Raw genomic sequence first — 13,568 nt, 5'->3', positions numbered from 1 at the left:
CTGAAATAACAGAGAAAAACAACGGAGGCATTTTTCATGGGCAAGGTAGTGGTGGTCACTTCGGGCAAGGGGGGCGTCGGCAAGACCACCTCGACGGCGGCGCTCGGTGCCGCCGTGGCCAAGACCGGCAAGAAGGTGGCGCTCGTCGATTTCGACGTCGGCCTCAGGAATCTCGACCTGATCATGGGCGCCGAACGCCGCGTCGTGTTCGACCTCGTCAACGTCATCCAGGGCACGGCGAAGCTGTCGCAGGCGCTGATCCGCGACAAGCGGGTCGAGACGCTGTTCCTGCTGCCGGCCTCGCAGACGCGCGACAAGGACGCGCTGACGGAAGAGGGCGTCGGCGAAGTCATCGACAAGCTGCGCTCGGTGTTCGACTACGTGTTCTGCGACAGCCCGGCCGGCATCGAGCGCGGCGCGCAGCTCGCCATGCGCTTTGCCGACGAGGCGGTCATCGTCACCAATCCGGAAGTGTCGTCGGTGCGCGATTCCGACCGCATCATCGGCCTGCTCGACGCCCGCACCATGCGCGCCGAACAGGGCGAGCAGATCGCCAAGCACGTGCTGGTCACCCGCTACGACGCGGCGCGCGCCGCGCGCGGCGAAATGCTCAGCATCGACGATGTGCTGGAAATCCTCTCGGTGCCGCTGCTCGGCATCATCCCCGAGAGCCAGGATGTGCTGCGCGCCTCCAACCTCGGCGCGCCCGTGACGCTGTCTGAGCCGCTCAACACCGCGGCCAAGGCATATCTCGACGCCGCAAGGCGGCTGGAAGGCGAGGACCTGCCGGTCGTCGTTCCCTTCGAACGCAAAGGCTTCCTCGACCGGCTGTTGGGAAGGAGGGCGGCATGAACGTGTTCGACCTTTTCCGTCGGCGCTCCAGCGCGCCGGTGGCGCGCGAGCGGCTGCAGGTGCTGCTCGCCTATGAGCGCCGCAACCGCAGCCAGCCCGACCTGGTCTCCATCCTGCGCGAGGAGATCATGGCCGTCATCGCCAAGCACGTGCAGATCGACCAGGACTACCTGCAGGTCTCGATGGACCGCGGCGAGACCATGTCGACGCTGGAGATCGATATCCAGATCCCCAACAAGAGCGCTGTGCCGATGGCGATAGCGGGATGACTTTTCACCCTCCCCCTTGTGGGGAGGGTCGATCCGCAAAGCGGATCGGGGTGGGGGGCCGCGCCGTACCCCTCACACAGCCTTGAACACCACCGTCTGCGCCAGCCCGCCGCCTTCGCGGTTCTCCAGCGTCACCGTCCCGCCATAGCGCTCGATGATCTCCTTGGCGATGGCCAGGCCCAGCCCGGCGCCCGGAATGAATTGCTGGCGGCCGGGGTCGACGCGGAAGAAGGGCTCGAAGGCCTTGTTGATGAGGTCGGGCGGAATGCCCGGGCCCTTGTCGGAAATGGTCAGCACGGCACGCCTGTCGGCGAGCGCGAGGTTGATGCCGCAGGCCTTGCCATGGGTGGCGGCGTTGACGATCAGGTTGCGCAGCGCCCGGCGCAGGCCGAGCGCGCCGGCGCGCACCGAAACCTTGTCGAGGTGGCCGATCGAGACGGCATGGCCGAGCGACACCATCTCGGCTTCGATATCCTCCACCATCTTGCGCAGGTCCAACGGCTCGACCGCATCCTGGTTCACCTCCTCGCGCACCAGGCGGATGGCGCTGTCGGCGATGCGGTCGAGCTCGTCGAGGTCGTGAAGCCATTTGTCGCGGTCCTCGTCGAGGAATTCGGCGCGCAGCCGCATGCGCGTCATCGGCGTGCGCAGATCATGGCCGGCGGCGGCGACCAGGCGCATGCGGCTCTCCATGGCGGTCCTGAGCCGCGACGACAGCTGGTTCAGCGCATGCGCGGTCGCCTTGACCTCGGCCGAGCCCACTTCCGGCACCGCCGCCAGCACACCATCGCTGCCGATCTTGGAGACGGCGGCCTCCAGCATTTCCAGCGGCCGGATCAGCACCGAGGTGAAGTATACCGAGACGGCGGTGGCGCCGGCCACGATCAGCGAGATCCAGCCGGCCAGAACCAGCCATTCGCGGCCCGGCGGCTTGAGATGCGGCACATCCATGATCGCCCAGCGGCTGTCGGGCAATCGCACCGACGCCACCTGGCCGGGTTCCTCTCCTTTTTCGCTGACGATGGCCTGCAGGTCGAGGCCGCGGCGTTGCAGGATGTGGTTGAGCATCGCCGTTTCCGCGCTGGCGACCTTGCCGCCGGCCGGATGGTCCGTGAATTGCACCCGCAGCACGTCCGGTATCGGGCCCGGCAGCAGCCGGACCACCAGTTCCATCTGCTGGGCGATCCAGGGCACGATCAGCTCCGGCGGCGGCCCGCCGCCGCGCACGCTGAGGATGGCGGCCGTCGCCAGGCCGACGACGCCGACGATCGAGGCGACCAGCAAGACAATGAGGCGGCGGCGCAGCGAGTTCACGCCGGGACCTCCACCGTCTCGACACGGGCGGTGAGCTGGTAGCCGCCATTGCGCACGGTCTTGAACAGCGGCCCGTCGCCGGTGTCGGCGAATTTGCGGCGCAGCCGGCTCATCAGCACATCGACCGAGCGTTCGAGCGGGTCGCGCTCGCGGCCCTGCGTGAGATCAAGCAGCTGGTCGCGCGACAGCAGCCGTCCGGGCCGGTCGAGGAACACCTGCAAAAGGTCGAACTCGGCGCCGGTGAGATCGATGCTCGCGCCTTGCATGTCCGTCACCTTGCGGGTGTCGGGTTCCAGCCGGTAGCTGGCGAAGCGGTAGATGCGGGCGCGGGGAGCGGGGACTTCCTCGGGAACCGCGCGCCGCAGCACGGCGCGGATGCGGGCGGTGAGCTCGCGCGGGTTGAAGGGCTTGCCGAGATAGTCGTCGGCGCCGAGCTCCAGCCCGATGATGCGGTCGACATCCTCCTTCAGCGCCGTCAGCAGGATGACCGGGACGTGCGGCTTGCGGTCCCGCAAGCTCCGGCAGACGTCGAGGCCCGACCCGTCCGGCAGCATGACGTCGAGCACGACGAGGTCGAACTGGCCGGAGGCCAGCTTCTGCTCGCATTCGCGCCGGTCGGCCGCCACCGAGACGCGAAAGCCCTGGCCGTCGAGGTAGCGGCCGAGAAGCGTCCTGATCTCGCGGTCGTCGTCCACGACGAGGATATGGGGTTGTGACTGCATGAGGCGTGCCCTTGCCCGTGATTGTAGGGGGCTTGAAGCTGATTATAGGGAGAGCGCGCGCCGGCGGCATGGAAAATTGCAACGCAATGTTTCTGGCCGGGGTCGGGAAACATTCGGAAACAAATTGCCCCTTTGCGGAAACCTTCGGCAACATGCCGACGCGAAGCGGACAAACAGGCTTCCTATCCTCATGGCCGTCCGATGCATGAGAGAAAGGAACACCAATCATGCGAAGCAGACTTCTTGCGCTCGGCCTGTTTTCCGTCGCCGCGATTCATCCCGCGCTGGCGGCGCAGCCCGATGCCGGCCCCGCTCCGGGCGAGCCGCCGCCCGCCATGGCCATGCAGGACGGTCGGATGCCCGGACCGCAGGGTTTTGGCCCGCATGGCCCGATGCGGCATGGTCCGCCAGGCTGGGGTCCGCCAGGCTGGGGCCCGCAAGGCGTTGGCCCGGAAGGCTTTGGTCCCCGCCGCATGGGACCGCCGCCGGAATTCATGCTGGCCGCCAGGCTGGCGGCGCTCGAGACGCGCGTCGGCATCCGCAGCGAGCAGCTCGACGCCTGGCGCGACTACACCAGCGCGCTGCAGGCGGTGCTTTCGCCGCCCCGGCCTGATCGCGGTCCCGGCGGCACTGGCGGTCCCGAGGCAAAGGGGCCTGATGCGGCTCCGGGCGGCAAGCCCGATGCCTTCGCCTTCCAGGAAAGGCTGGCCGACGACATCACGGCGCGCGCGGCTTCGGCCGCCAAGCTCAAGGATGCGATCGCCGTGCTGCGCGCCAAGCTTACTCCCGAACAGCTCGAAATCCTCGCTTCGGCGGAACGCCCCCACGGACCACCCCCCGGCCCCTGGGGCGGCCCGCCGAATGATGCAGCCGCGCCTGGAGGTCCGCCCGACCAGGGCGGGCAGCTTCCGCCACCCCAGCCCGGGAACGGCTGATCACTCCAGCCGGCTGCGCCGGCCGGCCCGGCGCCCAACCCGTTCTCGGGCCGGCCGGTCCCGTGGGATGGCTGACATATCCAGCCATCCCACCCTTCAAATCACACACAATGGAAGCTCGGCAATGTGGGAAGCCCTGATGATGCTGCGGCTGATCGCGTCGGTCAGGCCGATCGGCTCGCTCGGCCAGCGCGCCGGCCATGCCGTCACGCCAGCGGCGCCGCCGGTCGGCACGCCGCAGGGTGCGATCCGCTTGCATTTTGCCGCCTGGCGCCTGTCGCTGCCGGTTTCGCGGCAGCTCCACGATCATCATGACCGCAAGACCGCATAGGATGCAGGCAAGGCTTGGCATGCAACCGCCAATCGGCATAAATGAGCGCGATGGGCATCGCGGCCCGGAACTCTATCGTCGGGTTCGATCTGGCCGCGGAGAAGGAGCGCGACATGAGCCGCTTCGAGGCACTGCTCGACGCCGCCCTCGCATGGGCGCGGCCCGTTTTCACGATATCGATCGCCGTCGAGCGTATTTCATCGATCCTGCCTGGCCTCGCTTCCGGTGCCAGGCCGCCGCAACTCCAGGGAAAGATCCAGGCCATGCCTTTCACGCCTAGCCAATCCGTCGTGTCGGTCCATCCACGCCGGCTCGCGCCCTGGGCGGCAGCGCTCGCCGCCACGGTTCTTCTGGCGGCCTGTTCGCAGGAGCAGAGCAAGACACCGGCCGGCATGGCCGGTGCAAGCAAGCCGGAAGTCGGCGTCGTCACGCTGCATCCGCAGTCGGTGGCGATAACAGCCGAACTGCCGGGACGCACTTCGGCCTCGCTCACCGCCGATGTGCGGCCGCAGGTCAACGGCATCATCCAGGCGCGCCTGTTCAAGGAGGGCAGCGAGGTGGTGGTCGGGCAGCCGCTCTACCTCATCGATCCGGCGAGCTACCAGGCCGCCTATGACAGCGCGCAGGCGGCCCAGCAGAAAGCCGAGGCGGCGGTGCCGACGGCGCAGGCCAAGTTCGACCGCTATGCCGGCTTGCTGAAGCAGAACGTTGTTTCCAAACAGGATTATGACGATGCCGCCGCAACGCTGGCCCAGGCCAATGCGGATGTGGCGTCCGCCAAGGCCAGCGTCGAAACCGCGCGCATCAATCTCGACTACACCAAGATCACCGCGCCGATCGCCGGCCGCATCGACAAGTCGTCGCTGACGCCGGGCGCCCTGGTCACCGCCAATCAGGACACCTTGCTCACCACCATCCGTTCGCTCGATCCGATCAATGTCGACGTCACGCAGTCGAGCACCAATCTGCTCAACCTGCGCCAGGCCATCAATGAGGGCCGGCTGAAGTTCAGCGGCCCCAATGTCAGCGTCAAGCTGAAGCTCGAGAACGGAACCATCTACAACCAGACCGGCAAGCTGGAATTCGCCGGCGCCAATGTCGACCAGACCACCGGCACCTTTGCGCTGCGGGCCGAGTTCCCCAATCCCGACCGCCTGCTTCTGCCGGGCATGTATGTGCGCGCGCTGGTCGAAGAGGGCGTCGCCCAGAACAGTTTCCTGGTGCCGCAGCGGGGCGTCACCCGCAACACCAAGGGCGAGGCGACCGCCATGGTCATCAACGCGCAGGGCAAGGTCGAGACGCGTGTGCTCGCCGTGCGCAACAGCGTCGGCAACAACTGGCTGGTGGATTCGGGCGTCGGCGACGGCGACCGTGTCATCGTCGAGGGCCTGCAACTGGTGCGGCCCGGCGGCGACGCGACGGGCGTCGAGGTGACGATCGACGAGATGACCGGCGAGGTCAAGGACCGGGCGCAGACCTCTTCGGCCGCATCTTCCACGTCCAAGATGGCCGATAGCAGCCAGTCGACCGGGAACTGAGGCGATGTCAGCATTCTTCATCAACCGGCCGATCTTCGCCTGGGTGATCGCCATCGTGATCATGCTGGGCGGCCTGCTCGCGCTCACCGCGCTGCCGATCTCGCAATATCCGCAGATCGCGCCGACCACGGTCAACATCAGCGCCACCTATCCTGGCGCCGACGCGCAAACGGTCGAGAACTCGGTGACCAAGGTCATCGAGCAAGGCATGACCGGCATCGACAATCTCGACTACATGACGGCGACCTCGACCTCGACCGGCCAGGCCACGATCACGCTGACCTTCACCAGCGCGGCCGATCCCGACACCGCCCAGGTGCAGACGCAGAACAAGCTGCAGCTGGTGCAGTCGCAGCTGCCGCAGGTGGTGCAGAGCAACGGCATCACCGTCTCCAAATCCTCAACCGGCTTCCTGATGGTCATCGGCTTCGTCTCCAGCGACGGCAAGATGAACTCGACCGATCTTGCCGACTATGTCGACTCGACCATCAACGACACGCTGAAGCGCGTCGAAGGCGTCGGCTCGACGCAGCTGTTCGGCTCCAGCTATGCCATGCGCATCTGGCTCGATCCCGACAAGCTCGCCAAATATACGCTGATGCCGAGCGACGTGGCCGCGGCGATCGAGGCGCAGAACACGCAGGTCTCGGCCGGCCAGCTCGGCGGCATGCCGCAACGCAAGGGCCAGCAGCTCAACGCCACGGTGACGGCCAAGAGCCGGCTGCAGACCGCCGAACAGTTCCGCAACATCATCCTGAAGAGCCAGACCGACGGTTCGCTCGTTCGCCTCAACGACGTCGCCACGGTGGAGCTCGGCGCCGAGAGCTATACGACGCAAGCCAGATACAATGGCCAGCCGGCGGCCGGCGTCGCCGTCAACCTCGCAACCGGCGCCAACGCCATCAGCACGGCGGAAGCGGTGCGCGCGACGATCAACCGGCTGAGCTCGACTTTCCCGCAAGGCGTCGAGGTCGTCTACCCCTACGACACCTCGCCCTTCGTGCGGCTGTCGATCGAGGAGGTGGTCAAGACGCTGGCCGAGGCGATCGTGCTGGTGTTCCTGGTGATGTTCATCTTCCTGCAGAATCTGCGGGCCACCATCATCCCGACCATCGCCGTGCCGGTGGTGCTGCTCGGCACGTTCGGTGTGCTGTCGCTGTTCGGCTATTCGGTCAACACGCTGACCATGTTCGCCATGGTGCTGGCCATCGGCCTGCTGGTCGACGACGCCATCGTCGTGGTCGAGAATGTCGAGCGCGTGATGGCGGAGGAAGATCTGTCGCCGAAAGAGGCGACGCGAAAATCGATGAACGAGATCACCGGCGCGCTGGTCGGCATCGCCACAGTGCTGTCGGCGGTGTTCGTGCCGATGGCCTTCTTCGGCGGCTCGACCGGCATCATCTACCGGCAGTTCTCGGTCACCATCGTCTCGGCCATGGTGCTGTCGGTGCTGGTCGCGCTTGTGCTGACGCCGGCGCTCTGCGCCACGATCCTGAAGCGGCCCAAGGACCATGCAACGCAGACCGGCCCGTTCGGCTGGTTCAACCGTGTCTTCGATCGCGGCACCACAGCCTATCGCGACGGTTCGCACGGCATCATCAACCGGTCCTGGCGCTTCCTCGCCGTGTTCCTCGCCATCGTCGTCGCCATGGGCTGGATGTTTGCCCGGCTGCCGAGCTCGTTCCTGCCGGAAGAGGACCAAGGCATCCTGATCACCAGCGTGTCGCTGCCGGTCGGCGCGACGCAGGACCGGACCGAGCGTGTCCTGGCCGAGGTGACCGACCACTATCTCAAGCAGGAAAAGGACGCCGTCCAGGGCGTCTTTACGGCCTCCGGCTTCGGGTTCGGCGGCGCCGGGCAGAATGTCGGCATCGCTTTCGTGCCGATGAAGGATTTCAGCCTGCGCAAATCGCCGGCCTTGTCGGCGCAAGCGGTTGCCGGGCGCGCCATGGGCGCCTTCCGAGGGATCAGGGACGCGCAGGTCTTCGCGCTTGCCCCGCCTGCCATCCAGGGCTTCGGCAACACCAACGGCTTCGACTTCTACCTGCAGGACGTCAACGGCGCCGGCCATGACGCGCTGATCCAGACGCGCAACCAGCTGCTGGGTCTCGCCGCGCAGAGCAAGCTGCTCGCCAGTACCAGGCCCAATGGCCAGGAGGACCAGCCGCAATTCTCGATCGATATCGACCAGGAGAAGGCCAGCGCGCTCGGCGTCAGCCTTGCCGACATCAACAACACGCTGTCGAGCGCCTGGGGCAGCGATTACGTCAACGACTTCATCGACCGCGGGCGGGTGAAGCCGGTCTATATGCAGTCGGACGCGAACTTCCGCATGCAGCCGGAAGACCTGGACAAATGGCAGGTGCGCAATGCCGGCGGCGCCATGGTGCCGTTCTCGGCCTTCGCCTCCAGCCACTGGACGTTCGGTTCGCCGCGGCTGGAACGCTACAATGGCTCGGCGGCGGTCGAGATCCAGGGCGCGGCGGCGGCCGGCGTGAGCTCCGGTGCGGCGATGGACGAGATCGACCGGCTGGTGGCGCAACTGCCGCCCGGATATTCCCACGAATGGACCGGTCTGTCGCATCAGGAACGGCTTTCAGGCAACCAGGCGCTGTCGCTCTATGCGATTTCGGCGCTGGTCGTGTTCCTGTGCCTGGCGGCACTTTATGAGAGCTGGTCGATCCCGTTCGCGGTCATGCTGTCGGTGCCGATCGGCATTTTCGGCGCGCTCGCGGCGGCAACGCTTTTCGGCCAGACCAACGACGTCTATTTCAAGGTCGGCCTGCTGACCACGATCGGCCTGGCCGCCAAGAACGCCATCCTGATCGTCGAGTTCGCCATCGAGCGGCAGGCGGCCGGCATGGGGTTGGTCGAGGCGACGCTGGAAGCGGCGCGACAACGATTGCGGCCGATCCTGATGACGTCGCTGGCCTTCATCCTCGGCGTCACGCCGCTCGCGATCGCCAGCGGTGCCGGCTCTGGCGCGCAGAACTCGGTCGGCATCGGCGTGATGGGCGGCATGATCGCGGCGACGGTGATCGGCGTGTTCCTGGTGCCGCTGCTGTTCGTCACGGTGCGGCGCATCTTCAAGGGCAAGGTGGCCAAACAGGATACCGGCCCGGATCTCGGGCAAGGCACGGACGAGAAGCCGGCGACGGCCAACTAGCAGTAAGGAACTTCCCATGACAGGTTTGAAACGTGGCCCGGTGGCCGCGGGGCGGCTCATTGCGCCCATGATCACGGCTGTTTTGCTTGCCGGATGCGTCGTCGGGCCGGATTACCGGACGCCGATCCTGCCGATGCCGGCGAACTGGAGCGGTGAGAAGCCGACGAAATCCGCCCAGCCGGCGCAGCTGTCGCAATGGTGGCAGCGCTTGCACGATCCGCAGCTCGACACGCTGGTCGCGGAAGCCGTCGCTGGCAACCTCGACGTCGCCACCGCCAAGGCCAAGATCCGCGAGGCGCGTGCCAGCTATCGCCAGAGCGCCGGCACGCTGCTGCCGTCCGTGGATGGCTCCGGCTCGGTGACGCGCGACAAGTCGTCAGAGACCACGGCGGGGACCAATTCGATCTACAGCGAATACCAGGCCGGTTTCGACGCCAGCTGGGAGCTCGACCTGTTCGGCGCCAACCGCAGGGGCGTCGAGGCCGCGCGCTACGGCGTGGACGCGGCGCAAGAGGAATTGCGCGCGACATTGCTGACGCTGGTCGGCGATGTCGCGTCCTATTACACCCAGGCGCGCGGCTACCAGGCCCGCATCGCGCTCGCCCGGCGTTCGGCCACCTCGCAGCGGCAGACCGCCGAACTCACCCGCACCATGGCGCTGGCAGGGTCGGCGACAGCGGCAGACGTCGCCAAGGCGATGGGGCAGGCGGCGAGCACCGAGGCCGCGGTGCCGACGCTGGAAGCAAGCTATGCCGAGGCGGTGCATCGCCTGTCGGTGCTCACCGGCCGGCCGCCGGCCGCGCTCAGCGAGCGACTGAAGCGCGGCAAGCCGATCCCGTCGCCGCGCCTGCCGATGCCGACCGGCATTCCCGCCGACATCCTTTTGTCGCGGCCGGACGTGCGCATGGCCGAGCGGCAATACGCGCAATACACCGCCAAGGTCGGCCAGGCCGAGGCGGCGCGCTACCCTTCGGTCAGCCTGACGGGGAACATCAGCACGGCGGCCCTCAATCTCGGCGATCTCGGCAAGAATTCGTCGATCGGCTGGTCGTTCGGGCCTTCGCTCAGCGTGCCGCTGTTCAATGCCGGCCAGCTGCAGGCCGCCGCCGATGTCGCCCGCGCGCAGCGCGACCAGTATTTCATCGCCTATCGCGCCTCGGTGCTGACCGCGCTCGAGGATGTCGAGAATGCGCTGGTGCTGATGGCGCAGGAGCGCATCCGGATCGGCAAGCTTGCCTCGTCGGCGAAATCCTATGGCGAGGCGGCGAGCCTCGAAGGCACGCTCTACAAGGCCGGCGAGACCAGCCTGCTCGATGTGCTCGACGCCCAGCGCTCGCTTTACACGGCCGAGGATTCCCTGCTGCAGAGCCGCGTCCTTCTGGCGACCAACTACATCGCCCTCAACAAGGCGCTCGGCGGCGGCTGGGACGGCGCGGTCGACAGCGCGAAGCCCGAGATCGTCGACGTCAGGACCGGGCCAAGACTGGCGTCGACGATGACGGCACCGTGACCAGTTGCGCCTGTCCTGGAGGCGAGGGCGGCCTATACGCTGGCGGCCTCATTCGCGCCCGATGCCGGCATCCAGTCCGACCTGGCCGGCGGCGAGCTGCACAAGCTGGCCTCGCGAGGCAACTTCCAATTTGCGATATATGTTGTTCATATGGATCTTCAGCGTGCCTTTCGAGATGCCGATGTCGAGCGCGATCCGCTCGTAAGGCTTGTCCCCGGCAACGAGCCGGGCGATCTCCATCTCCCGCCTGGTCAGGCGTGACGACAGGCTCCGCCATCTGATCCGGCGGGACGCCTCGATTTCAAGGGCTTCGCCGACAATTTCGGCAGGCAGCCAGTGGCCGCCGGCGGCGACCTGCCGAATGCATCTCAGCAGCGTCCCGATGGCGGACTCCTTCAGCACGATCCCGGCGACGCCGGCCATGACGATGTCGTAGAGCTGGCCTTGTGACGCGCCGGCCGTCAGCATCACACATCGCGTGCCCGGCGTTTCCTTGCCGAGTTCAACGGCAACGTCGAGTCCGCTGAAGCCCGGCATGTTCAGGTCGATCACCGCGACGTCGGGCAGGTCTTGCCTGATCCTGGTCAGTGCGCTCCTGCCATCCAGCGCGGATCCGACGACCGTATAGCCGGGGTCTCGGGCAATCAGGTCTTCCAGGCCGTGCAGGAGCAGCGGATGGTCGTCGACAATGAACACAGAAGTGACCATCCTTCAGCCGCGCTCCAACCCGGTCAGGCTCGCACACCCTATGCGATGACCCATCCCGACAGCATCGTGTTTTCGGAAAGAATTAGCAATTACTAAATCAATGTCGATACGCTGTCGGCACCAAGGCGCCCGGTGCCGAAATGAAAACAGGTCGGTTCCGGGGCGCCATTGCCCGTCCGTGACTTGATGAGATCACGGGCCTGACTCCAGCGGCCTCGTCGGTGAGAGTGAAAGCCGACAAACTTTCATACAAATCGGCTAATGTTGCAGGTCTTTACTTCAACGTTCGTGGTATTTAACGATATTGAATTTTCGTTCGCGCCTATAACCTCGGTTATATAGACGCATCCATTGCAACCTGCGCAATATGGTTAGGGGAATATTAAGGCTCTGCCGGTCGGCATCGACCGCGTGAGTTTGGGCGTGGGGCGTGGGCGTGGCAGGCGGTTCGAAGGCACTTGTGTTCCGTCATGCCGCAGAAACAGCTGGCGAAGCGAGTTCAGACTTCGCCGTCGCCTCGGTACTTTTGTCCAAATTCACCCACCTTCTTTTCGCGAAACGGTCGCTCATCGATACGCCGCGTTCCGCGGGAGCCGGGCGTCCGGAGCTAGCAAACTGGATAGACGGAAGCGGCTTGGCCGCTGACCGGACGACAATGTGGAGGAAACGATAATGGCAACATATCTGGGCTCCGGTGTCCTTCTCGAGGCAACGACCGAGGGGTCGGGAACCGGCAACTACGATTCCTTCCTGCGGCTGCAGGCGACAGGTATCGAGGAGGGCTTTAACACCGACCAGAACGGCAACGTCCTCGATAACAAGGCGTCCTTCACCCACGACCTGCAATACGGCAACATCCAATCGATCAATGTCGGCGGCGTCGACTATCTCGAGTTCCGGCTCGACCTCAACGAAAGCAACAACGCCGTAAACGCCGACATCACGATGACCGGCCTGGATATCTACATCTCCAACGCCGGAGCGACCCTCACCGACTACAATGCAGGCTTCGCCGGATTCACCTCCGTCTTCCACCTGAGCGCCGACCAGTTGCTGATCGATTCCAACCATGGCTCGGGAACGGACGACTACCGTGTGCTCGTCCCGGTCAGCGACTTTACGGCGGCCGGCGTCTCTCCCGGATCCTATGTGACGCTGTTTTCAAGCTTCTCCGGAGCCAATGGCGGCTTCGAGGAGTGGCGCACCCTTACGACCCCCGGCACCGGCACGGATACGCCTGGAATCGGCATCGACAAGGTGACGGTCGACGGCGCGGCAACGGGCGATGGCTTGAACGTGCTCGCCGGTGATACGATCAGCTGGCAATATACGGTGAGCAACACCGGCAACGTCGCATTGTCGGACGTCACGGTCACCGACAACCAGGGTGTTGTCGTGACGGCGGTTCTCAGTGGCGGCTTCAACGTCGGCGACATCAATCACAACAACCTGCTCGACACCACCGAGACCTGGAGCTTCACCGGCAGCGGCACGGCCGTCAAAGGCGACTATGCCAATGTCGGCCACGTTTCCGCTTCAGCCGGTGCGGCTACCGTTACCAGCGACGACGGCTCCAGCTATTTCGGCGCTGATCCCGAGATCGCCATCGACAAGGTGACGGTTGACGGTACGACATCGGGCGACGGCCTGAACATCCTGGCCGGCGAGGCGATCTCCTGGAAATACACGGTCACCAATGTGGGCAACGTCGCGCTTTCGGGCGTCAACGTGACCGACAATCAGGGCGTCACCGTCACGCCGGATCTCAGTGGCGGCTTTAATGTCGGCGACACCAACCATGACGGCAAGCTCGACCTCACCGAGACCTGGACCTTCACCGGCACCGGCGTTGCCGAAAAAGGCAACTACAGCAATGTCGGCACGGCCACGGGCTCCTTTACTGACGATGCCAGTCATGTCGCCACACCTAGCGCCACCGACGGCTCCAGCTATTTCGGCGCTGATCCCGAGATCGCCATCGACAAGGTGACGGTCGACGGTACGACATCCGGTGACGGCCTGAACATCCTGGCCGGCGAGGCGATCTCCTGGAAATACACGGTCACCAATGTGGGCAACGTCGCGCTTTCGGGCGTCAACGTGACCGACAATCAAGGCGTCACCGTCACGCCGGATCTCAGCGGCGGCTTTAATGTCGGCGACACCAACCATGACGGCAAGCTCGACCTCACCGAGACCTGGACCTTCACCGGCACCGGCGTT

Annotated in this window: 11 protein-coding genes; 8 read left to right on the top strand and 3 right to left on the bottom strand. The window is 65.7% G+C overall.

Annotated elements, in window-relative coordinates:
* The first annotated feature begins 36 nt into the window (after positions 1–36).
* A complete protein-coding gene (minD, locus tag AC07SZ_RS09610) occupies positions 37–852 on the top strand; it encodes a septum site-determining protein MinD (RefSeq protein WP_056571258.1) in 816 nt (271 codons plus the stop codon).
* A complete protein-coding gene (gene minE, locus AC07SZ_RS09605) occupies positions 849–1,121 on the top strand; it encodes a cell division topological specificity factor MinE (protein WP_056571260.1) in 273 nt (90 codons plus the stop codon). The genes minD and minE overlap by 4 nt, the downstream gene beginning before the upstream one ends.
* 72 nt (positions 1,122–1,193) lie before the next feature.
* Here the strand turns inward: minE and AC07SZ_RS09600 are convergent, their stop codons facing one another.
* Positions 1,194–2,435 (bottom strand): ATP-binding protein, encoded by a 1,242-nt coding sequence (locus AC07SZ_RS09600; RefSeq protein ID WP_494914050.1) that lies wholly within the window; start codon positions 2,433–2,435, stop codon positions 1,194–1,196.
* The gene (locus AC07SZ_RS09595) at positions 2,432–3,157 is read right to left on the bottom strand and encodes a response regulator (protein WP_494914049.1); all 726 of its coding nucleotides are present in this window, start codon (positions 3,155–3,157) and stop codon (positions 2,432–2,434) included. The genes AC07SZ_RS09600 and AC07SZ_RS09595 overlap by 4 nt, the downstream gene beginning before the upstream one ends.
* A 227-nt stretch (positions 3,158–3,384) precedes the next feature.
* On the opposite strand from AC07SZ_RS09595, the gene AC07SZ_RS09590 reads away from it, so the two are divergent.
* The 5 genes from AC07SZ_RS09590 (at position 3,385) to AC07SZ_RS09570 (ending at position 10,637) form a co-directional block, all read left to right on the top strand.
* A complete protein-coding gene (locus AC07SZ_RS09590; RefSeq protein WP_172372940.1) occupies positions 3,385–4,092 on the top strand; it encodes a hypothetical protein in 708 nt (235 codons plus the stop codon).
* 124 nt (positions 4,093–4,216) lie between these two features.
* Positions 4,217–4,423, top strand: coding sequence for a hypothetical protein (locus AC07SZ_RS09585; protein WP_056571267.1), 207 nt, complete (start codon positions 4,217–4,219; stop codon positions 4,421–4,423).
* A gap of 263 nt (positions 4,424–4,686) precedes the next feature.
* Positions 4,687–5,961 (top strand): efflux RND transporter periplasmic adaptor subunit, encoded by a 1,275-nt coding sequence (locus AC07SZ_RS09580; RefSeq protein ID WP_056572103.1) that lies wholly within the window; start codon positions 4,687–4,689, stop codon positions 5,959–5,961.
* A gap of 4 nt (positions 5,962–5,965) precedes the next feature.
* Entirely contained in the window at positions 5,966–9,127 is a 3,162-nt protein-coding gene (locus AC07SZ_RS09575) for an efflux RND transporter permease subunit (protein ID WP_494914048.1), read from the top strand.
* A 16-nt stretch (positions 9,128–9,143) separates the two neighbouring features.
* Positions 9,144–10,637: an efflux transporter outer membrane subunit gene (locus AC07SZ_RS09570; protein ID WP_494914047.1), complete on the top strand. Its 1,494-nt coding sequence runs from the start codon at positions 9,144–9,146 to the stop codon at positions 10,635–10,637.
* 48 nt (positions 10,638–10,685) lie between these two features.
* Here the strand turns inward: AC07SZ_RS09570 and AC07SZ_RS09565 are convergent, their stop codons facing one another.
* A complete protein-coding gene (locus AC07SZ_RS09565; RefSeq protein ID WP_056571274.1) occupies positions 10,686–11,345 on the bottom strand; it encodes a response regulator in 660 nt (219 codons plus the stop codon).
* Positions 11,346–12,017: 672 nt separating this feature from the next.
* Between AC07SZ_RS09565 and AC07SZ_RS09560 the strand changes: the two genes are divergently transcribed.
* The coding region (locus AC07SZ_RS09560; RefSeq protein WP_494914046.1) for a DUF7507 domain-containing protein at positions 12,018–13,568 on the top strand (1,551 nt) is incomplete at its 3' end.

It is taken from the genome of Mesorhizobium sp. GW821-FHT07A06, assembly GCF_059419085.1.
The sequence above is the reverse complement of the archived record's forward strand: the minus strand, read 5'-3'. Positions and strand labels throughout refer to the sequence as shown.